At 73.8% G+C, this 21310-nt stretch carries 14 protein-coding genes; 6 read left to right on the top strand and 8 right to left on the bottom strand.

The annotated features are described in order from the left end of the window. The first annotated feature begins 54 nt into the window (after positions 1 to 54). The 5 genes from OF819_RS22245 (at position 55) to glpK (ending at position 6899) form a co-directional block, all read left to right on the top strand. On the top strand, positions 55 to 2415 hold the full coding sequence (locus OF819_RS22245) for a glycoside hydrolase family 31 protein (RefSeq protein WP_267245379.1): 2361 nt from the start codon (positions 55 to 57) through the stop codon (positions 2413 to 2415). A gap of 85 nt (positions 2416 to 2500) precedes the next feature. Beyond that, entirely contained in the window at positions 2501 to 2977 is a 477-nt protein-coding gene (locus tag OF819_RS22240; protein ID WP_267245378.1) for a Zn-ribbon domain-containing OB-fold protein, read from the top strand. After that, positions 2974 to 4239, top strand: coding sequence for a lipid-transfer protein (locus OF819_RS22235; RefSeq protein ID WP_267245377.1), 1266 nt, complete (start codon positions 2974 to 2976; stop codon positions 4237 to 4239). The genes OF819_RS22240 and OF819_RS22235 overlap by 4 nt, the downstream gene beginning before the upstream one ends. Positions 4240 to 4494: 255 nt before the next feature. Further along, positions 4495 to 5256, top strand: a complete 762-nt coding sequence (locus OF819_RS22230) for an MIP/aquaporin family protein (protein WP_267245376.1) — start codon at positions 4495 to 4497, stop codon at positions 5254 to 5256. Positions 5257 to 5348: 92 nt separating this feature from the next. Next, on the top strand, positions 5349 to 6899 hold the full coding sequence (glpK, locus tag OF819_RS22225) for a glycerol kinase GlpK (protein ID WP_267245375.1): 1551 nt from the start codon (positions 5349 to 5351) through the stop codon (positions 6897 to 6899). Between the two features lie 126 nt (positions 6900 to 7025). On the opposite strand, the gene OF819_RS22220 is transcribed toward glpK, so the two are convergent. The 4 genes from OF819_RS22220 to OF819_RS22205 are packed head-to-tail and all read right to left on the bottom strand — an operon-like array spanning position 7026 to position 11200. After that, positions 7026 to 7634, bottom strand: a complete 609-nt coding sequence (locus tag OF819_RS22220; RefSeq protein WP_267245374.1) for a GTP-binding protein — start codon at positions 7632 to 7634, stop codon at positions 7026 to 7028. Then, positions 7615 to 8073, bottom strand: a complete 459-nt coding sequence (locus OF819_RS22215) for a DUF742 domain-containing protein (RefSeq protein WP_267245373.1) — start codon at positions 8071 to 8073, stop codon at positions 7615 to 7617. Before OF819_RS22215 ends, OF819_RS22220 begins: the two co-directional genes overlap by 20 nt. Positions 8074 to 8090: 17 nt before the next feature. Then, complete coding sequence (locus OF819_RS22210; RefSeq protein ID WP_267245372.1) at positions 8091 to 8558, bottom strand: roadblock/LC7 domain-containing protein; 468 nt, start codon at positions 8556 to 8558, stop codon at positions 8091 to 8093. After that, a complete protein-coding gene (locus OF819_RS22205; protein WP_267245371.1) occupies positions 8555 to 11200 on the bottom strand; it encodes a nitrate- and nitrite sensing domain-containing protein in 2646 nt (881 codons plus the stop codon). Before OF819_RS22205 ends, OF819_RS22210 begins: the two co-directional genes overlap by 4 nt. Positions 11201 to 11605: 405 nt before the next feature. Between OF819_RS22205 and OF819_RS22200 the strand changes: the two genes are divergently transcribed. After that, a complete protein-coding gene (locus OF819_RS22200) occupies positions 11606 to 11950 on the top strand; it encodes a hypothetical protein (protein ID WP_267245370.1) in 345 nt (114 codons plus the stop codon). A gap of 51 nt (positions 11951 to 12001) precedes the next feature. Here OF819_RS22200 and OF819_RS22195 read toward each other — a convergent pair whose 3' ends face one another. The 4 genes from OF819_RS22195 to OF819_RS22180 form a co-directional block, all read right to left on the bottom strand. After that, positions 12002 to 17674: a hypothetical protein gene (locus OF819_RS22195; RefSeq protein ID WP_267245369.1), complete on the bottom strand. Its 5673-nt coding sequence runs from the start codon at positions 17672 to 17674 to the stop codon at positions 12002 to 12004. 66 nt (positions 17675 to 17740) lie between these two features. Next, positions 17741 to 18652, bottom strand: a complete 912-nt coding sequence (locus tag OF819_RS22190) for a hypothetical protein (protein WP_416370595.1) — start codon at positions 18650 to 18652, stop codon at positions 17741 to 17743. Positions 18653 to 18761: 109 nt separating this feature from the next. Next, a complete protein-coding gene (locus OF819_RS22185) occupies positions 18762 to 20288 on the bottom strand; it encodes a hypothetical protein (protein WP_267245368.1) in 1527 nt (508 codons plus the stop codon). Positions 20289 to 20441: 153 nt separating this feature from the next. Beyond that, positions 20442 to 21143 (bottom strand): GntR family transcriptional regulator, encoded by a 702-nt coding sequence (locus OF819_RS22180; protein ID WP_267245389.1) that lies wholly within the window; start codon positions 21141 to 21143, stop codon positions 20442 to 20444. Positions 21144 to 21310 lie beyond the last annotated feature (167 nt).

Below are 21310 nucleotides of genomic sequence, written 5' to 3'. Positions count from 1 at the left end.
GCAGCCTGATGGCAGGGTGAGCTGCATGGACGGCAGTGGACGGTGGTGGGCGGCGTGGACGGTCGTGATCTGGTGCGTTCGGTGAGGGCCATGGCGACGGTGCGAGGACTGCGAGCGGCGCGGTCGGCGTGGCGGCAGCGCAGAACGGACGCGGAGTGGCTGCCGGCCCGCGGGCCGGAGCGGGCGCGCGTGCCCGGGGCGGTGCAGGGCGCGGAGGCGCTCCCCGGGGGCGGTGTCATCCGGTTCGCCCGTTCGGAGCTGCGCATCCAGGTGGCGACGGGCGGCATGGTCTTCTGGGGGTGGGACGGCGCGGCTCCGGAGCCGTCGTACGCACTGGACGGGTCCCCTCCGGCCCCGGACCCCCGGGTGAAGCTGGAGCCGGACAGGGACGACGGCTGGCGGCTGGTCTCGGAGCGGTTCACGGTCCGGGTCCTCCGGCACGGCGCGGTGGAGATCCGCACGCCCGGCGGCGTCTTGCTGCGCCACGATCTGCCGCCGCGCTGGTGGGAGCCGGTGCGGGGCGGGACCGCGCGGTGGCTGCAGCGGACCGAGACGCCGGCGGACGCGCGGTTCTTTGGTCTCGGCGGGCGGGCGTCGGGGCCCCGGCTGCGCGACGGCGGGTACCGCCTGTGGAACACCGACCCGAAGAAGGCCTTCGGGCCGGGGGACGATCCGCTGTACCTCACCATGCCGGTGCAGTTCGTGGTGGCCGACGCGGGCACGCATCTGGCGTTCCACGACAACTCCTGGGAGGGGCGGGTCACGCTCCGCGAGGGCGAGGAGGGCGCGGGGTCCGGGCATGACCGGCCCGGTTCGGCGGAGGTGCGGATGGACGGCGGCCCGCTGCGCTGCTGGGTGGTCGTGGGCACCCCCGCGCGCGTGCTGGCCGGCTGGACGCAGCTGACGGGCAGACCCGCGGTGCCGCCGTCCTGGGCGCTGGGGCCGCAGCATGCGCGATGGGGCTTCGGCAGCGAGCGGGAGGTGCGGCGGATCGTCGCGGGCTACCGGGAGCGGGGGCTGCCGCTGTCGGCGGTCCATCTGGACATCGACCACTATGACGGCCATCGCGTCTTCACCGTGGACCGGGAGCGGTTTCCCGGCCTCCCGGCGCTGGCGAAGGAGCTCCGCGAGGCCGGGGTGAAGCTGGTGTCGATCGTGGACCCCGCGGTCAAGGCGGAGCCGGGCCATGCCGTCTACGACAGCGGGGCGGCGGCGGACGCGTTCGTACGGGACGGGCGCGGGCGCGAGGTGCGGGGCGTGGTGTGGCCGGGCGACTGCGTCTATCCGGATTTCACCGATCCCGGGGTGCGCCGGTGGTGGGGCGGGCTGTACGAGGAGCGTCTGGCGCAGGGGTTCAGCGGCGTGTGGCACGACATGAACGAGCCGGTGTCGTTCACGCCCTTCGGGGACATGACGCTGCCGCGGTCGGCCCGGCATGCCCTGGAGGGCCGCGGCGGCGACCACCGGGAGGCCCACAATGTCTACGGCCTGGCGATGGCCCGCGCCGGATACGAGGCGCTGCGCCGACTGCGCCCGGACGAGCGGCCGTTTCTGTTCTCGCGCTCCGGCTGGGCGGGCCTGCAGCGGTACGGGGGCACCTGGTCGGGCGATGTGGCCACGGGCTGGCCGGGGCTGCGCGCCTCGCTGGCGCTGGCCCTGGGGCTCGGGCTGTGCGGTGTGCCGTACTCGGGCCCCGACGTGGGGGGTTTCGACGGGCGGCCGTCGCCCGAACTGTATCTGCGCTGGTTCCAGCTGGGCGCGTATCTGCCGCTGTTCCGCACCCATGCGGCGATCGACGCGGGCCGCAGGGAGCCATGGGAGTTCGGGGACGAGGTCCTTGAGCATGCGCGGACGGCGCTGGCCGAGCGGGAGCGGCTGCGCCCGTACTTCGTGACGCTGGCGCATCTGGCGCGGATGACGGGGGCGCCGTATGCGCGGCCCGTGTGGTGGGACAGTCCGGAGGACCGGGTGCTGCGGGACTGTGAGGACGCGTTTCTGCTCGGGGAGGCGCTGCTGGTGGCTCCGGTGCTGGAGCCGGGCGCCGACCGGCGGGCGGTGCGGCTGCCGCGGGGGCGCTGGTACGACACGGCGACCGGGCGGGCCTACGAGGGACCCGGACAGGTGCTCGTTCCGGCGCCGCTCTCCCGGATTCCGGTGCTGGCGCGGGCGGGGGCGGTGATTCCGGTGTACGGGGTGGGCGACGGCGGCGAGGAGCGCCTGGAGCTGGAGGTGTGGGCGCCGGCGGCGGGGCGTACGGGCGGCGGTGTGGTGGTGCCCGACCCGGGCGACGGGTGGGTCCGCGCGGTCGCGGAGCGGTATGCGTCCCGCCGGGTGAACGGGCGGGTGGTTGTCGACCGCATCACCTCGGGCGGGCGGGCGGAGCCGCGCCGGCCGGTGCGGGTGCGGGGCGCATAGGGCCCGCTCCGCGGTCTCGCCGTGGGGCACGCGCGCGTGGCACACTTCTGACGCATCGTCAGGTCGGCCTGTCCGGGGAGGGTTCGTGAGGCGCACGCCCGTCGTGGACGGATGGTTTTCGCAACCGGGCCCCGAAGGGGCGGACCCGGACTTCCGGCTGCTGGGCACCCGCTGTACGGCCTGTGCCGCGGTGTCCTTCCCCCCGGAGGAGTCCTTCTGCCGCAATCCCGCCTGCGCGGGCGGCGAGCTGGTGCGGGTCCCGCTGTCGCGGCGGGGGCGGGTGTGGTCGTACACGGACAGCCGTTACCGGCCCCCCGCGCCATACCCCTCCGACCCGTCGGCCGAGTGGGAGCCGTACACACTCGTCGCCGTCGAGCTGGCGGCGGAGCGGATGGTCGTCCTCGGGCAGGCCGCTCCCGGCGTCGGGGTCGAGGCCCTGGAGGTGGGGATGGAGGTCGAGGTCGTACCCGGCGTCCTCTACGAGGACGGGGACACGGCGTGGACGACATGGCACTGGCGACCGGTGCACGGCGGCGGGCACGCCACGGGAGCCGGGGCATGAGCGGCGGCGACATCGCCGTCCTGGGGGCGGGGATGCATCCCTGGGGCAAGTGGGGGCGCAGCTTCGTCCGGTACGGCGTCGCGGCGGCCAGGGACGCCCTCGCGGACGCCGGGCTGGAGTGGCGGCAGGTGCGGTCGGTCGTCGGCGCGGACACGGTGCGGTGCGGCTACCCGGGGTATGTGGCCGGAGCGACGTTCGCGCAGGCGCTGGGCTGGCAGGGCGCGCGCGTGGCGAGCGTGTACGCGGCCTGCGCCTCCGGCGCACAGGCGATCGCCACGGCACGCGCCCAGATCCTGGCGGGACTGGCCGATGTGGTGCTGGTGGTGGGCGCAGACGCCGCCCCCAAGGGGTTTTTCGCACCCGCAGGCGGCGAGCGGCCCGACGACCCCGACTGGCTGCGCTTCCGGGTCCTGGGGGCGACCAATCCCGCCTACTTCGGGCTGTACGCGCGCCGCCGCATGGCGTGTTACGGCGACACGCCGGACGACTACGCGCGCGTGAAGGTCAAAAACGCGGCCGTCGGGGCACTCAACCCCAACGCCCGCTATCGCAGGGCCGTCTCCGCCGCGGAGGTGGCCGCCTCCGCGGTCGTCGCCGATCCGCTGCGGCTGCTCGACATCTGCGCCACCTCCGACGGAGGGGCGGCGCTGGTGCTGTCCGGCATGGACTTCGCCCGTCGGCACGGGGTCGCGGACCCGGTGCGCATCCGCGCGGTCTCCACGGTCACCCCGGTCTATCCGAAGACCGTGCTCGACCTCCCGGACATCGCCACCGACCCGGCCGTTGTCACCAGCCCGGCCGTTGTCGCCGACGCGGGCATCTCCACGGCCATCGCCGCCGACCCGGCTACCGCGGCGGGGACGACGCCGGCGGTCGGCTCCTTCCGGGCCTCGATCGCCCGCGCCGCCTACGAGGAGGCGGGCATCAGCCCCGAGGATCTGTCGCTTGCCGAGGTGTACGACCTCTCCACCGCGCTGGAGCTCCAGTGGTACGAGGACATCGGCCTGTGCGAGGAGGGCGAGGGCGCCTCGCTGGTGCGCGAGGGCGCGACCGCGCTCGGCGGGCGCGTGCCCGTCAACCCCAGCGGCGGCCTCGCCTCGTTCGGCGAGGCGGTGCCGGCGCAGGCCATCGCCCAGGTCTGTGAGCTGACCTGGCAGCTGCGCGGCGCGGCGGGGCCGCGGCAGGTGGCCGGGGCGCGCGTGGGGATCACCGCGAACCAGGGGCTCTTCGGGCACGGTTCGGCGGTCGTCGCACTTCGCTGACACTTCGCCGACACCCCTTGACACACCCCTTGGCACACCCCTTCCAGCGCGCACGGCACTCCCTGGGGAGCCTCGGACTTACCGCCGTACCCTCCATTCGCCGCCCTGAACTGCACTTGTCGCAGGCGTCCTTGACGCCCCATGACCACCGGTGAACACTGCCTGTTCGTCGGTAACACCGCAGCGCCATGAGCACATATCTCCTGTACGGACGACGGCCCGGGCCGAGCCTCGGGCGAGAGCCTAGGAGCCGCCATGAGCAACGGGGACATCTTCATCGGTGAGGTCATCGGCACCGGTCTGCTGATCCTGTTCGGCGCGGGCGTCTGCGCCGCCGTCACCCTCCACCGCTCCAAGGCCAGGGCGGCCGGCTGGGTCGCCGTCGCCTTCGGCTGGGGGCTGGGGGTGATGGCGGGCGCGTACACCGCCGCGCCCCTGTCGGGCGGGCATCTCAATCCGGCGGTGACGCTCGGCCTCGCCGTGGACACCGGGGAGTGGCGCAAGGTCCCGCTCTACATCGCCGCCCAGCTGACCGGTGCGGTCCTCGGCGCCGTACTGGCCTATCTGGTGTACTTCGCGCAGTTCCGCGCCAACGCCGACGAGGGACTGGCGCAGCCCACACTGGGGATCTTCGCCACGGGTCCGGAGGTCCGCAGCCCCGCCGCCAATGTGCTGACCGAGGTGATCGCCACGGTCGCGCTCGTGCTGCCGATCCTCGCCTTCGGCAGGAACGCCGGCATCGGCGTCGGCCAGATCCCCGGCCAGCAGGCCGGGATCTATGGCTCGGGCATTTCGATCCTGCTGGCAGCACTGCTGGTGGTGGGCATCGGCCTGTCGCTCGGCGGGCCGACGGGCTATGCCATCAACCCGGCGCGCGACCTCGGGCCGCGGATCGCGCACGCGCTCCTGCCGATCCCCCGCAAGGGGACGTCCGACTGGGGCTATGCGTGGATTCCCGTCGCCGGTCCTGCCGTCGGCGGACTCCTGGCCGGGCTCATCTTCAACGCCGCCTTCTGAGACCAGCCTTCTGAGACCAAGCATTCTGAGACCCAGCCCTCCGAAACTCAGCCTTCCGAAACTCAGCCTTCCGAGGGGAACGGACGACGCAGATGACGACGGACAGCACGGTGCGGACGGACCGATTCGTCGCGGCCATCGACCAGGGCACCACTTCCAGCCGCTGCATCATCTTCAGCCAGGACGGGTCGATCGTCGCCGTCGACCAGCGCGAGCACCGGCAGATCTTCCCCAAACCCGGGTGGGTGGAACATGACGCCGCCGAGATCTGGTCCACCGTGCAGGCCGTGGTCGCCGGCGCGCTCGCCAGAGCCGGACTGCAGGCGGGGGCGCTCAGCGCGCTGGGCATCACCAACCAGCGTGAAACGACGCTCCTGTGGGACCGGGCCACAGGCGCGCCCGTGCACAACGCCATCGTCTGGCAGGACACCCGCACCGCGGCGCTGTGCCGTCGGCTCGGCGGCGAGGACGGTCAGGACCGTTTCCGCGACGCCACGGGGCTGCCGCTGGCCAGCTACTTCTCCGGGCCCAAGGCCGCCTGGCTGCTGGACAGCGTGCCCGGGCTGCGCGGCCGGGCAGAGCGCGGCGAGATCGCCTTCGGCACCATGGACTCCTGGCTGATCTGGAATCTCACCGGCGGCGTGGACGGCGGCGTGCATGTCACCGACGTCACCAACGCCTCGCGCACGATGCTGATGAATCTCTCCACGCTGCAGTGGGACCCGGCGATCCTCCGGGCCATGAACATCCCGGAGGCGATCCTTCCGGAGATCCGCTCCTCGGCCGAGGTGTACGGGACGGCTGTGGGACCGCTGGCGGGGGTGCCGGTCGCCTCCGCCCTCGGCGACCAGCAGGCGGCGGTCTTCGGGCAGGCCTGCTATGAGACCGGCACGGCGAAGAACACCTATGGCACGGGCAGCTTTCTGCTGCTCAACACCGGCGCGAGGCCCGTGCCGTCCAAGAACGGGCTGATCACCACGGTGGGATACAAGATCGGCGACGCGGCGCCGGTGTACTGCCTGGAGGGCTCCATAGCGATTACCGGGGCCCTGGTGCAGTGGTTCAGGGACCAGCTCGGCATCATCCGCAGCGCCGACGAGATCGAGTCACTGGCGGCCGGCGTGGAGGACAACGGCGGCGCGTACATCGTGCCCGCGTTCTCCGGGCTGTTCGCCCCGTACTGGCGCTCCGACGCCCGCGGCGTCATCACCGGGCTCACCGGGTACGTCACCAAGGCGCATCTCGCGCGGGCTGTGCTGGAGGCCACCAGCTGGCAGACCCGCGAGGTCGTGGAGGCGATGTACCAGGACTCGGGCGTGCCGATCAGCACGCTGAAGGTGGACGGCGGCATGACCGCCAACAAGTTGCTGATGCAGCATCAGGCCGATGTGCTGGGCGTCCCGGTGATCCGTCCCAGGGTCTCCGAGACGACCTGTCTGGGGGCCGCCTATGCGGCGGGGCTCGCCACGGGCGTCTGGTCGGGGCTCGACGAGCTGAAAACGCAGTGGCAGCCGGACGCGGAGTGGACGCCGCGCATGGAGGCGGGCGTGCGGGAGCGCGAGTACGCCAACTGGCGCAAGGCCGTCGAGCGGAGCTTCGGCTGGGAGGAGGTCCCGGAGGAGGGCGGCGGCGCCGGGGCCTGAGCGAGCTCACGGCTCGTACCCCTGTCGGCGGGGGTACGGGCCGTGTCTCCCCGTGCGCGCCGTGCCCCCGGCGCGGGCCGCGTCCCCGTATGCGGGCCGCATCTCCCGTATACGGGCGGCAGGAGGTCAGGTCGCCGCCGGGCGGCGGATGCGATCGGCCTGTGTCAGCGCGTGTTCCACCACGGCCACCAGCACATCCTTGACCGACTCGCGCTCGCGCGCGTCGCACATCAGCAGGGGCACATCGGCATCGAGGTCGAGCGCGGTGCGCACCGTCTCCGCCGGGAAGCGGGCCGCGCCCTCGAAGCAGTTGACGGCCACGGTGAAGGGGAGTCCCCGGCGCTCGAAGTAGTCGATCGCCGCGAACGAGTCGTCCAGCCGCCGGGTGTCGGCCAGGACGACCGCGCCGAGCGCGCCCTGGGCGAGTTCGTCCCACAGGAACCAGAAGCGGTCCTGGCCCGGCGTGCCGAACAGGTACAGCACCAGGTCGTCGCGGAGGGTGATCCGCCCGAAGTCCATCGCCACGGTGGTGGTCGCCTTGGCCTCTACGCCCTCGGTGTCGTCGACCGGGCGGCCCGCCTCGGTCAGCGACTCCTCGGTGCGCAGCGGTCTGATCTCGCTGACCGCGCCGACCAGCGTTGTTTTGCCCACGCCGAAGCCGCCTGCCACCAGCAGCTTCAGCGTGACCGGTGCGACCGGCGGAGCCGTCCGGCGGCTAGAGCGCCCGAAGACCATTGATCACCTCGCGGAGAATGCTCACATCCGGCAGTTCGGCCGGGGGGATGGGACGGGTTACCTGGACCAGCCGGTCCTGGACGAGATCGCCGACGAGGACGCGGACCACCCCGACGGGGAGGTCGAGACCTGAGGCGAGCTCGGCGATCGACTGCGGGATCTCACCGCAGCGTTCGACGATCTCCACATGCTCGGGCGAGAGCGTCTGGTCGCGGCCGGGGGCGTCGGCCGCAGCGTCCGGCACGACCAGTGCGATCAGGTCGAGCCGGTGGGGGGCGGTGCTGCTGGTGCGGCCGCGGGTCATCGCGTACGGGCGCACCACCGGTCCCGCGTCGGCGTCGAACCACTGGTGCGGCGGCGACGGCGGCCTTGGATAGGGCGGGGGGCCGGGTGGAGGTCCGGGCGGAGTCGGCTGACCGTGCCGGGCCGGGTCACTCATGCCGTCCACGCCCCTGTTCAGCCGTCGGCGGCCAGGCCGGTCCGTGGCGCCGTGCCGAGGTGGGCTCCGACCTTCTTGACCATCAGCGCCATCTCGTAGGCGATCAGGCCGGCGTCGGAGTCGGCGTCGGCGAGCACGGCCAGGCAGCTGCCGTCGCCGGCGGCGGTGACGAACAGGAACGCCTCGTCCAGTTCGACGACGGTCTGGCGGACCTGTCCCGCGTCGAAGTGGCGGCCAACGCCCTTGGCGAGGCTGTGGAACCCGGAGGCGACGGCGGCGAGATGCTCGCCGTCCTCGCGGGTGAGGCCGCGGGACGCGCCGGTGGCGAGGCCGTCGCGGGAGAGCACCAGGGCCTGGCGGATGCTGCCGACGCGGTCGACCAGTTCGTCGAGGAGCCAGCCCAGCTCGCCGGCGCCTGGTGCGGCGCCCCGGACGGGTGCGTCGGCGTCGGTGGCGTTGGATGCTGCGGCGTACGGTGCGGTCATCGACCGTCCCCCTCCGTTGTGGTTCTGGTTGTTCTGGCGTTTCTGGTGGTGCCCGTGTCGTTGCGGTTGCGTGTGTTATCGCGGTTGCGTGTGTCGTCGCCTGTGCCGTCGGGGCCGCCTTCGCTGCGGCCGCGCCGCCAGCCGCGCTGCATGGCTGCCATACGGTCGCGGACTTCCTCCGGATCCCGCCCGGTTTCCTGCCGGGTCCCGAGACGGACGGTCTCCGGGTCCGCTTCGCGCAAGAGCCGGCTGGCCTGTCTCACCCGGCGGGGCAGCCCGTCGGACGGCCCGGACAGAAGCGGGGCGCCGCCCTCCGGAGACGGAGCCGACGGCGGTGGCGGATCCGGCGGATCGGGTACGGGAACGAGCGTCGGCGGCTTGCGGCGCGGCAGCGGCGCCGGTCCCCCGCGCCGCTGCCGGGGCGGCGGCTGTGACGGCTGCTGACGCCTGTCGTCCGACAGGGGATGACGTCGCCCGCGGGGGCCGTCCCAGGAGCCCTCACCGCCGGACAGGTCGTCGACGTCGCCGGGAAGGGACACGGCGGCGTTGAAGGGCGGGGGGTCGAAGTTCGATGTTTCGACAGGACCGACAGGAGGTTCGAGTTCCACGGGGCCGTCCAGCAGGGCCGATTGCTGCGCCGGGAGCACGCTGAACGTGCCGTCGCCGCGCTGTCTGCCGTCGCGGCCCCGTCTCCCGGCGGGGCTCTCGCTCTTGCGGTCGAGCCGGAAGCCCGCGCCCCGGGTCTCGGGGGCTTCGGTGAGCAGCGCGGCCGGGATGAAGACGACCGCGGTGGTGCCGCCGTACGGGGACGGCTGGAGGGAGACCCGTACGCCCTGGCGCTGCGCGAGCCGGCTGACGACGAACAGACCGAGCCTGTCGGTGTCGGAGAGTTCAAACTCCGGTGTCTCGGCCAGCCGGAGGTTGGCGTCAAGCAGGGCGTCCGCTGTCATGCCGAGACCTCGGTCGTGGATCTCCAGGGTGAAGCCGTTGGCGACCTGTTCGCCGTGGACGTGGACGGCGGTGTGCGGGGGCGAGAACACGGTGGCGTTCTCAAGGAGTTCGGCGATGAGGTGGGTGAGGTCGGCTACGGCGGGGCCGACGACGCCCAGCCGGAGCAGTCGGCGCACCTCGATGCGCTCATAGTCCTCGACTTCGGCGACTGCCGCCCGTACGACGTCCATCAGCTGGATCGGCTTGCGCCACTGGCGGGAGGGCGCGGCCCCGGAGAGGATCACCAGTCCCTCGGCGTGGCGGCGCATCCGGGTGGTGAGGTGGTCGAGGCGGAACAGGTCGGCGAGTTCCCCGGCGTCCTCGGTACGCCGCTCCATGGCGTCGAGGAGCGCGAGCTGACGGTGCAGGAGCACCTGGTTGCGGCGGGCGAGGTTGACGAAGACCTCGGAGACGCCGCGGCGCAGCTCGGCCTGGCGGACGGCTGCCTCGACCGCCGCCCGCTGGAGTGTGTTGAGGGCCTGTCCCGCCTGGCCGATCTCGTCCTTGTCGTACTCCAGACGCGGGGCTTCGGTCTCGACGTCCACCTGTTCGCCTGCGGCGAGGCGGCGCATGACGCTGGGCAGCCGTACGCCGGAGACTTCGTGGGCCTCCTTGCGCAGCCGGGTCAGGGAGCGGACGAGGTCGCGTCCGACGCGGACGGAGACGATGACGGAGAGCAGGAGGGCGAGGAAGCCGAGGACTCCGGCGATGCCCGCCTTTATGAAGACCTCGCGGGCGGCGGGTTCGACACGGTCCCGGTAGCGGTCCCCCGCTTCGGCGGCCTCGCGGGCGAGGTCGTCGAGGACGGGGCGGGCGGCCTGCTGCCAGCGTTCGGCCGCCGCCGCGCCGAGGCCGGCGGCCGGGCCCTGGGCGATGAGGCGTTCCTCGGCGTCGCGCAGGGCCGATGTCCGGGGGCTGCGCCAGATCTGCTGGTGGATCTCGCGATCGCGGGCGGGCAGGTTCTCGTACCCGGCGTCGTAGTGGAGGGTGCGCTGGGCGACGAGGTCGGTCAGCGCGCGGATCTCCGGACCGGTGATCTTCCGGGTGGTGAGGGCGGAGGCGATCAGCGCGTCCTCGCGGGAGAGCGTCTCACGGGCGCGCATCAGGCTGACCAGGGCGCGGCCCTGGCGCTCCAGCGCGACGTCGTCCAGCGCATGGAGGGTGGTCAGAAAGCCGTGGCAGGGGTCGACGACGCGGTTGTAGAACTCCAGTGCCTGGCGGCGGGAGATCTCGCCTGCTTCGACGGAGCGGCGCAGGGCGCCCAGACCGTCCAGCGCGTCCAGCAGGGAGTCGAGTTTCCGGGCGCTCTGGGGACTCATGGCGTCACGGACGCCGGATCGGCCGGCGTTCTGTCTGACCGCTGCGACGGCGCGGTCGGTCGCCTCGCGCTGCCGGTGCAGCACGGGCAGGGCATCGGCCGCTCTGGGGTCGGCGAGATAGACCAGGGTCTGGCGGCGTTCTTCCTGGATGACATGGACGGCGTCTTCGACGGGGCGGCCGACTTCGCGGGCGACCGAGCTGACGTCCAGCAGCCTGCCCGCTTCGCGGCCGGTGAGCACGGTGGCGAATCCCCACAGCGCGGTGAGGGAGACAAGAGGGATGAGCAGCAACGTCACGATCTTCCGGCGGATCGACTTACCGCGAAGGCGCATGCCCTCCCCCTGCTCGGACCGGCCGGCGATGGCGGTGTTCCTTCAGCAATGGCGGTGTTCCGTCAACAAACGGCGCGAGCCTACTACTGCGGCAGTAAGGGCTCGAAGGCGCGTCCGGACGATTTTCGGACGGCTGCGGCCGGTCGGGGCGCCCCGGACACCGGGGGTGCGGGGCATCCGGGGAGTTCACATTCCGGGGTGCGGGCCTGCTGCCTGACGGTTCGCCATTTCCCCGAGGTGCGCGGTTGGCTGGAATTCTGCTGTCCGGGACGCTTTCCGAGGAATCTTCCGGCCTGGTCAATCGTCCTTGTGTACGGGGGGATTCACCGTGAGGACGGGGGATTCAGTGCACTTAATGCGGGCATCCCTCCTTATGTCGGATATAGGTGGGGAGTAGCAGGGGCCATGAGTACGGGAGAGCGCCGGCAGCTGTGGGTGGAGGAGCCTGCGGCGAGGCGGCGCATGGCCGACCCGGTGCGCACAGCCGCGGTGCGTGCGGTGCTGATCGCGGCCCTGACGCTGATCCAGGCCATGGTGGCGTTCTTCTGCACCGTCGCCGGATCGTGGCTGGCGTTTCCCATGGTGCTCTCCAGCGTGGCCAGCACGGTGGTGGCGACCTGGGCAGTGCTTGACGTCTGGGTGACCCGCCAGGTGTGGAACCAGCGCCATGGGGTGGTGTCCGAACCCAGCAGCACGGCACGGCGGCTGCGGCGTGAGCGGCGCCGGGCGAGGGTGTCCAGAGCGGTCTGAACAGGCCGCGCCTCGCGCCCCGCCGCGGGGGTGGCGGGGCGCGGGGGCAGCCTACGGCCGGGGCGCGGCGCCGGCCTCCTCCTCTGTGCCGCCGCCCGGAGCCGGGACCGCCTCGGGAGCGTGCTCAGGGGCGTGCTCGGGGGCCTGCTCGGCGGCGGCTTCCGGGGCACGGTCCGGGGCACGTCGGAACATACGGGTAGCGGTGATCTCCCCGTGCACGGTCTCCCCCGCCGGGTCGATCTGCGGCAGCCCGGGCCGCAGATGCTCCTCCACACTGATGTACTTCAGCCCCGCCCGCAGATCGGCGTCGTTGCGCAGCCGGATGACCAGCGGGAACTCCGCGAGCGCCGTGGTGTCGAACAGACCCGTCGTATAGAGCAGCTGCACGCCCAGCGCATCGGAGACGGCGCGCTGGAGCTCCAGCAGATAGGTGGCGTTGGCGCGGCCGATCGGATTGTCGAGGAACAGTGTGCCCGCGTGCCGGTGCCGGTCGCGCCCGCGGTCGTTGCTGCGGAGCGCCGCCATGGTGCAGTACAGGGCGATGGCGGCGGTGAGGAGCTGGCCGCCGGAGAAGACATCGCCCATCTGCCCGACCGGGACCCGCTCGGCGCGGAGCACGGCGTCCGGCTTGAGGATCTCCACCGCGACGCCCTTGGGCTGCAGCGCCGCCTGAACGCCCCGCAGCAGCAGCGACATGCCGTCCCTGCGGCCGTCCCCGTACGCACCGGAGGAGCTCTTCTTCACCGCGGTGCGCGTGGCCTCGTCGATGACCTCGCCGAGCCGCTCCGTGAGGGTGGCCTGATCCGGCTCTTCGAAGCGGATCCGCAGGAACTCCTGTCCCGACCACTCCCCCAGGCCCTCGGGGAGCCGGGACAGCCGCTGCGCCGAACGGAGCGTGGCCAGCGCGGACTCGACCAGGCCGCGCAGCCGGTCGACGATGGTGTCGCGATTGCGCTCCAGCTGCGCCAGCTCGTCGGTGAGCACCCGCAGCCGCGGAGCGAACGCCTCCGCCCACTTGGCCGCATGCTCGGGCAGGGCGGCGGCCGGGAGTTCCCGGATCTGCTGGCGGGCCGGGGTGCGCACCTGCTCGTAACGGGTGGAGTTGGCATGCCGTACGAGTACGTCAGACGCCTCCCGCACGGCCGCCTCCGCGGCCGACAGATCGGTGGCACAGCCCCGCAGCGAGCGCCGGGCCTCGGCGGCGGCGCGGCGTGCCTCCTCCAGGCCCGAGGGGTACGGCTCCGAGTCCTCGGCCGGCTCGTCCTCCGGCTGGTGGTCGCGGAGCAGGTCACGCAGGAGCGCGGCGGTCTCGTCGAAGCCGCTCGCGGCGTCCTCGGCGGCGCGGTGTGCCCGGAGGAGGCTGCTGTGCGCGGCGCGGGACGCCTCCAGCTCGTCCGTGCGGGAGGCCAGTTCGGCGTTGGCCGTGCGCAGCAGGGACTGAGCGTGGTCGGCGTCCGCGGGGGTCAGCTCGTCCGGGAGCCCGGTGTGCGCCTCTCCGTCGGCGGGAGCGAGGCGCTCCGCCTCGCCGCGGAGCCTGCCGAGTTTCTCGCTCGCCTCCGAGGCCCGCTGCTCCAGCAGTTGGACGCGGGACTCGGCACGGGCGGCGGCGGCCTGGCGGGAGGGGCCGTCGGCGCCGTCCATGCTCTCCAGGAGCTGTGCGGCTCGGGTGCGGACCTTGTTGGTGAGACGGTCCAGTTCGGCGAGGGCGGCGCTCTCGTCGCTTTCGGCACGGGCCTGTTCGGCGCGGAGGTCCGCGCCGACGCCCACCTTCTCGTACAGCTGGGACGCCGCCCGGTAGGCCTCCCGCAGGGCGGGGAGGGACGGGCGGGGCGCGTCGGGGCCGCCCGCGGGCTCGTCGCGTGCGGCGTCCTCGTCGTGGGCACTCTCCGGGGCGTCCTCAGGGACGTTCTCGGGGACGTTCTCAGGGGCGCCCGCGATCTCGGCGCGCTCGGCGCGCAGGGCGCGGGCCGTGCGGTGCGCGTCGTCGGCCGCGCGCTGAGCGGCCCTGCGGTCCTCGTCCGCGGCCTTGGCCCGCTCCAGGCAGGCGGCGGCGCGGGACTCGGCCTCGGCGGCGTCATCGGCCAGTTCGCGCAGTTTGACCTGCCAGTCGGCCCGTTCACGCAGCCGGAAGGCGAGCCCCGCGAGGGCGTCGGCGGCGCGGCGGGCACGCTGGGCGGCCTCCTGGCGCTCGTCGCGGACCCGCGCGGCGTCGGCCGCGGCCTCCTCCGCCTCCGTGCGCACGGCTCGCGCCTCGGCCAGGGCCTGCTCGGCCTCTTCAGCCGCCTCGCGCGCCGACTGTGCGGCGTCGGCCAGTTCGGCGAGCATGCCCGCGGGGCAGTCCGCCCGCCATGAGCCGAGGCGGGCCGCGAGCGAGCGGTCGCCCGCCAGCCGCGCCGCCAGCGTGCGGATCTCCTCGTCCCGGGCCGCGGCCCGTGCGCGCAGCGCGTGCCGTTCCTCGTCGGCGGCGTGCTCGTCATGCATGGCGGGGTTCGGCGGTACGAGGAACACCTCGCCGCCGGCGTCGCCCGCGTCGCGGCCCGGCACCGGGGCCAGCAGCGCCGCCGCCGTGCCGACCGCCACGGCGGAGCGCGGCAGCAGCGCCGCGCCCGCGAGCGCCTCGCGCGCGCGGGCGTGCGAGGCGGGGTCCGTGATGACGACGCCGTCGACCAGCTCGGGCCGTGCGGCGAGCACGGCCGCGTGGTCGGCGGGGTCGACTGCCTGTGCGAGATAGCGCCAGCCCGGAAGGGCGGGGATCGCGTGTTCGCCGAGGAACTCCACGGTGGCCAGGACGTCGGGGCTCGGCGGCAGCAGCCCCCCGTCGCCCAGCGCGCCCAGGATCCGCGCGTCGTCCGCGGCAGCCGTCCGCAGCTCGAACAGCTGCCGCTCGGCGGAGGCGATCGAGACGTCGAGCAGCTCCCGCAGTTCGTCCGCGTACCGGTCGAGCTCCTCGGCGGCCAGCGGCCCTTCCGCGGTACGGCGGGGAGTCCTGCCCTTGGCCACGGCCTGTGCTGCCCCAGCCGGGCCGCCGGGCTGCTGATTGTGCGCGGTCTGCTCGGCATGCCCCCGCCCGCTGGCATGCCCGGCGGCAGCCTGCACGGCGTGAGCCGTGGGGGTTTCATGCGCGACGGAGTCTGAACCGGTACCGGCGGTACCGGCGGTACCGGCGGGACCGGCGACGGCCTGTGCTGCCTCCGCGGGGCGGGGCGCGTTGCCGTGCGCGGTCTGCTCGGCGTGACCGGCACCGGTCGCGCCCCCGGCGTTGACGGCGGCGGTACCGCCAGGACCGGCCACATCGCCCGGAGCGCCCCGCTCAGCCTCACCAGCACCCGACACACGTCCGGCGGAGGCAGCAACCACACCGCCAGGACCGGCCACATCGCCCGGAGCGCCCTGCACAGCGTCACCGGCGCCCGACGCACGGCCCGCGGAGGCAGCAGCCACTCCGCCGGGACCGGCCGAGGTGGCGGATGTGCCGTTGCCCTGGCCTGCGTCCCCGGCAGTTGCCGGGGCCTGGTCTGCTGAGCCGGGCGGGGCGACGGCCGCGCTGACGGCATGACCCGAGCCCGTTCGGCCGTCGGCCGCGTACGTCGCCGCGCCTGCGGGGCGGGTGGACGCTTCGGCGGTCGGGCGTCCGGCTGCGGTGTGCGCCGCCGGTCGGCCGGACCGGCCCGCAGCCCCGGCGCCCGGGAGGCCACCGGGCGTATGCGCCGAGGCATCGGCCGTGCCGCTGGCGGCGCTGTCGGCGTGCTCGCGCACGGGACCGCCTCCGGCCGCCGTGGGCTCGGGCGTGCCGGTGCCGTGCGCGGTGTCCGCACGGCCGTCGGCGCCCGACACCGTACGCGGGGCCGGGACGGTCGCGGGCTGGGGCCGCAGGGCGGTGCTGGGCAGGCTGAGCAGTTCCGCCAGACGGTCGTCTTCGGCGATGGACTGGGCGGCGCGCCGTTCGGCGTCGTAGGCGCGTTCCGCGGCCTGGGCGGCGTCTGACGCGCGGGCGGCGGTGAGTTCGGCGCGGGACTCGGCGGCGGCCGCCTCCTTTGCGCGGTCGGCCGTGCCGCGCGCGGCCTCACGGGCGGCGTCCCAGGCGGCCACGGCCGTCTTCTCCGCGTCGCTGGCGGCGAGCGCGGCGCGTGCCGGGTCGGCGTCCGGAGCGCTGTCGTCGAGCCAGCCGGCCCGTACCGCCTCGGCGGTCTCCTGCTCGACCTCGGCGAGCCGCTGCCGCAGATGCCCGATCTCGCTGCGGGCGCGCTGCGCTTCGGTGGCCGCGGCCGTGGCGTCGCGGTGGGCGGCCTCGCCCGCCTCCTGGAGCGCGGCGGACCGCGCCTCCTGTTCGTCGGCCACCCGCTCGCCGTCTTCGGCCGCCCGGTGCAGGGCGCGGACGAGGTCGGTCGCGGCCCTGGCGCGGGCGGCAAGGGCCGGGGCGGCGTCGCGCTCGGCCTCTCGGATCGCCGCGGCGACGCGTGCGGAGCGGTCGGCCGCGGCCCGGTGGCGCAGCACGGCCTCGGCCGCCTGCCAGGCGGAGTGGAGGGTGCGTGCGTCGTTCAGCTCACGGCGCTGGGCGGCGGCGCTCTTCTCCGCCGCGGCGAGTGCCAGCGAGGCGTGGCGGTAGGCCAGTTCCGCGGCGACGAGGGAGGCGCGGCCGCGGGCCTGTTCGGCCTCGGTCACCCGGTGGGCCGCGGAGGTGACCTGCTGGGCGAGGTCCGCGGCGCGTCCGCGCTCCCCGGCGGCGCGGGCGGACAGCTTGCGGGCGAGCGTACGGGTGCGGCGCTCGGCGCTCGCGTGGATCTCGCGGGTGCGGGTGCGGATCGCCGCGGCCTCCACGATCCTGCCGAGCAGTTCCACCGACCCGGCGGTGAAGTCGCGCTCCGCGGTGAGTTCGGCGCGGCGGCCCAGCTTGTTGCCGAAGTTGCCGACGAGGTCGGCGAGCCCGTCGGTGTCGCGGGTGTCGGTGACGGCGCGCAGCAGCAGATCGGTGAAGTCGGAGTCCTTCTTGACCGCGAAGAGGCCGGCCGCCTCGCCCTCGTCGGCGTTCATCTCACGCTGGTAACGGAAGAGTTCGGGGTCGAGGCCGAGGTCTCCGAGGTGTTCCTTCCAGCGGTCGTGGATCTCCTCCCAGTACACCTCCAGATGCGGGTAGGCCTTGCCCGCCTCGGTGAGGGCGTCCTTGAAGCCCTTCATGGTGCGACGGCGGCCCTGCGCGCCGGACGCGCCTTCGACGGGCGGGCGGACGGCGGTGGATTCGGCGACGGGGAGGTTGTCCAGGCTGAGTCCGGGGCCGGGCCGGAAGGAGTACCAGGCTTCGGCGAACTTCCGCGGGTCGTTGGAGACCTGGCGGCCGCGCCATTCGCTGACCTTGCCGACGACGATCAGTTCGCCGGTGAGCGTGTGCTGCCACTCCAGGGCGACATGCCCGCAGTCGTCCGCGAGGAGGAACTTGCGCAGCACTCCGGAGCTGGCGCCGCCCAGGGTGTTGCGGTGGCCCGGCAGCATCACCGAGAAGATCAGCTTGAGGAGGACGGACTTGCCTCCGCCGTTCTCCAGGAAGAGCACGCCGGCGGGCGCGGGGCGGCGCGGCGGGCCGACCGGCTCCTCCTCGAAGAACTCGCCCTGGGCGGGGGCGGGGTTGGGAACGGGTTCGCCGACTCCGCGCAGGTCGAGCACGGTGTCGGCGTAGCGCGCACCGGCCGGCCCGATGGAGTAGAGGCGTACCCGGGACAACTCGTACATGGCGGTCGGACTCTCAGTCGTCTTCTCGGTCGGAGGCTGGGGGATGTGCCGGGGCGGGCGCCCGGCTCATGCGTGGAAGGGCAGTCCCGCGTCGGGGGCCAGCTCCAGGTCGTCGCCCTGGGGCGGGGGCAGGAGGGTGGCGGAGCCGTCCGACACCGGGACGACGCCGAGGTCCAGCAGTTCGGCCATGGCGGCGCTGCCCGCCATGTCGCGCACCTGGAGCTGGTAGCGGGCGGTGGTGCGGTACGAGCCGCCCGCGTCGTCCCCGGTCCGCTGGAGGAAGCCGGAGTCGGCGAGGAAGCCGACGGCCTTGCCGATGATGCCGGTGGTGGAGCCGGCGAGGCGGCGGGCGTCCTTGGTGGCCCCGGTGGCGCTGCGACGCGCATAGATCCGCCAGGCGGCCTCAAGCCCGGGGGCGTCGGTGGCGGGGTCGGTGTTCTCGCCCTGCTGCTCGGCCCGTTCCTCCAGGCGGCGGCAGGCCTGGCGGACGAAGGAGTCGACGCCGTTGACGGTGATACGGCCGATATAGCCGTCGTCGGCGAGGTCTTCGGGGCGGGGGAAGGCGAGGGCGGCGACGGCGAGGTGGGCGAGGCCGTGCAGAAAGCGGTCGGCGGAGTCGGCGGCGGCGCGGCGGGCGTAGTCGCCCATGCGGACGGCGAAGACGGAGTCCTCTCCCGCGGTGACGGCCATCCCCGCGCGCGGGGAGACTTCGAGGACGACGAGCCCGAGGCCGGTGGCGACGGCGTCGGCGAGCCGGGCGAAGGCGCTGTCCTCGCGGTAGCGGCGGAGCAGCTCCGTGTACTCGGCGTCGCGGGCGGGGAGCAGCTTGGGCTGGAGGCCGAAGGAGACGAGCCGGGCGGCGTCGGCCGCGTCCGCGGGGGTGACGGCTCCGCCTGGGGCGGGGGTCGCCGCGGCGGGTGCGTCCGCCTCATGCCACGCGTCGATGCGCTCCACGGCGTGGGAGGGGTGGTCGCTCACGGCTGGGGCTCCTTGTCGGGGGTGGTGCGGGCGGCGGTGCGGCGTGGGGCGGGGACGGGAGCAGAGGCGGGGACGGGGGCCGGAGCGGGGGCGGGGGCGGGCGGCAGGCTCATGCGGTGTCCTTGCGGTCTGCGGCCATGCCCGCCGCGTCCAGCAGTGCCGTGCCGACGATGAGGTCCGCGCCGCCGAACTCCGGGTCGTCCAGCTCCGTGCCGTCGTCGACGGCGAAGAGCAGGCGCTGCTCGCCCTGGCGGTAGGCGGTGCCCACCGGCGGACTGGCCGCGTGGACGGCCAGCAGGGCGACCAGATAGGGCAGTTCGGGGTCGCGCCTGCGGGCTTCGGCGAGCAGCCCGGAGAGCCGCCGCGGCGCGTCGTGTTCCAGATCGAGCAGCTCCATGGCGGCGGCGAGCTGTTCTTCGCTGAAGCGGCTGTCGTCAGGGGTGGCGATGAGGTCCGGCTCTGGCATCTCCGCGCCCAGGTGGGCACGCTCGACGGGCGGGGTGAGCAGCAGGTCGACGAGGTCGCCGAGACGCACCGAGGCGGGGGTGCGCAGCCCGGCGCCGTGGGCGAAGTAGGCGTCGGTGACGCGGGTCGCCTGCTCGACGGGGAGGGGCAGCAGGGGCGCGACGAGCTGCCCGTACAGATCGAGGCCCGTGCGGGCGGCGGGCGGGGCGAAGGCCTGGCGGTCCTGTTCCGCGCGGAACAGGGGGCCGGCCTCCAGGAGCCTGGACTGGAGCTGGGTGTGGCGGCGGATGCAGTCCTTGACGATGTCGACCAGTTCGGCGGCGCGCCTCTTGTGCTCGGGGTCGGTGGCCTCGTCACGTGCCTTGCGGATGTTCGTCAGGATGGCGTTCTCGTGGCGATAGCGGTCGGCGACGTGGTCGAGCGCCTCGGCGATCATGTCGGGGACGGTCTCAAGCCAGTCGACGGCGCGCACATTGCGGCGGGTGGCCTCCAGGGTGCGGCGCAGGGTTTCCGCGTACTGGACGGTGCGGTAGCGGGCCTGCTCGGCGGCGAGCTGGGCGTCGGCGAGACGGCCGCGGCTGATGAGGACCTCAAGCTTGACCTCGGCGGCGATCTGGGCGCTGGTGACGTCCGTGTCGAGCGCGCCGACCAGGACGTTGACGGCTTCGTCGGTGGTGCGGAGGTAGACGCTGCCGCCGTAGCCGGGGACTTCCTCGATGAGCTTGAAGTCGTAGTCACGGCGGGTGTAGGCGCCGTCGGGGCCGAAGGTGCCGTAGACGGCGCGGAAGCCGCGGTCGACGCTGCCGACGTTGATCAGGTTCTCCAGCACCCAGCGGGCCACGCGCTCATGCTCGGCGGCGGGGCGGCGGGGGGTCTGGGCGGCGACGCGCGGCAGCAGCCTGGCCACTATCTGGTCGTGGTCGGCGCCGGTGTCGAAGTCCATGGTGAGGGTGACGAGGTCGATCGCGGCGAGGGCGACCTCGGCCATGGAGTAGACGGAATACTCGCCCGCCAGATTCGCCTTGCGCACGTCGAGGTCGTGCAGCGGCGCGGTGCAGGCGAGCGCGCGCAGCCGCCGCGCCAGCCCTTCGTCGGCGGCCGGGCCCTGGGCGGGCCGCGGCCCCGCGCTGAGCTGGGGCGGAACGAGGTCCGTCGAGGCAGGCGAAGTCACGGTGCACAGGTTAGGTCCTTGCACTGACACCGGTCGAAACGGCACGGAAACCTCGCGGGCGCGGCCCCCTTCGCGGCCCGGCCGGGGTGCCGGGCCCGGTACGCCGGCCGCCGCTGTGTGCACGGGGCCACGGCCGGGTCCGCCGGGGGCGGTTCAGGTCTCGTCGTCGGCCACGATGTCGCCGTAGGCCTCGACGAGCTGCCTGCGGGAGTCGTCGAGGTACTCGATCAGCAGGCGTTCGGCGGCTGTGGGCTCTCCGGCGCGCAGAGCCTCCAGAATTGCCCGGTTTCGCACCAGAAAGGGCTGATGCAGTCGGCGCGGGTCGTCCACGACATGGAAGGCGAGCCGCAGTTCGGCGAGGACCCCGCGCATCAGCTCGTCGGTGCGGGCGCTCCCGGCCAGCGCGACCAGTTCCCGGTGGAAGTGGATGTTCGCGGTCGAGACGCCTTTCCAGTCGCGCTCCCGCGCGGAGCGCTCGCCGTCCGCGACGGCCGCGTCGAGTTCGTCCAGTGTGTACGGGGGGTCGCCGAGGCCCTGGACGACGGCGCACTCGACGAGACGCCGGGTCCGGTAGATGTCCTCCACGTCCTGGACGGCGAGCATGCGGACGAAGACGCCGCGGTTGAGTTCGTGCACGAGCAGCCGCTCGTGAGTGAGCAGGCGGAACGCCTCGCGCAGGGTGTTGCGCGAGACGCCGAGGGCCTTGCCGATGGCATCCTCGGAAAGCCGCTCGCCGGGCGGGAAGTAGCCCTCGGCGATCCTCGTGCGCAGGATGTCCGCGACACGTTCCGCGGTGCTGGTGCGGCCCAGCAGCGGCCGGTCGTCCGCCAGTCCGCCGATGCCCGGCTCCGTCATCCCCACAACGCCCTCTCTCCCTCGCCGGCCGCTGCCGCCGCCGGCGCGCGCAGGTGCTCGGCAGGAATCCTAGAAGCCGCCGGCGAGCAGCCGCGCAGAACGACTGTCCACAGGTCTTGTCGGATCGTTCAACAATCCCCTACTTTGGCGAAACCGCACGGTCTCAG

Source organism: Streptomyces sp. PR69 (genome assembly GCF_026420845.1).
Lineage (GTDB): Bacteria > Actinomycetota > Actinomycetes > Streptomycetales > Streptomycetaceae > Streptomyces.
This window is presented reverse-complemented; position numbering and strand designations above follow the sequence as displayed.

Coding starts and splice junctions, on each gene's coding strand:
- OF819_RS22235 (WP_267245377.1), top strand. CDS start 2,974: ATGAGCGGCGGCGACATCGCCGTCCTGGGGGCGGGGATGCATCCCTGG.
- OF819_RS22230 (WP_267245376.1), top strand. CDS start 4,495: ATGAGCAACGGGGACATCTTCATCGGTGAGGTCATCGGCACCGGTCTG.
- glpK (WP_267245375.1), top strand. CDS start 5,349: ATGACGACGGACAGCACGGTGCGGACGGACCGATTCGTCGCGGCCATC.
- OF819_RS22220 (WP_267245374.1), bottom strand. CDS start 7,634: ATGGTCTTCGGGCGCTCTAGCCGCCGGACGGCTCCGCCGGTCGCACCG.
- OF819_RS22215 (WP_267245373.1), bottom strand. CDS start 8,073: ATGAGTGACCCGGCCCGGCACGGTCAGCCGACTCCGCCCGGACCTCCA.
- OF819_RS22210 (WP_267245372.1), bottom strand. CDS start 8,558: ATGACCGCACCGTACGCCGCAGCATCCAACGCCACCGACGCCGACGCA.
- OF819_RS22205 (WP_267245371.1), bottom strand. CDS start 11,200: ATGCGCCTTCGCGGTAAGTCGATCCGCCGGAAGATCGTGACGTTGCTG.
- OF819_RS22200 (WP_267245370.1), top strand. CDS start 11,606: ATGAGTACGGGAGAGCGCCGGCAGCTGTGGGTGGAGGAGCCTGCGGCG.
- OF819_RS22195 (WP_267245369.1), bottom strand. CDS start 17,674: ATGTACGAGTTGTCCCGGGTACGCCTCTACTCCATCGGGCCGGCCGGT.
- OF819_RS22180 (WP_267245389.1), bottom strand. CDS start 21,143: ATGACGGAGCCGGGCATCGGCGGACTGGCGGACGACCGGCCGCTGCTG.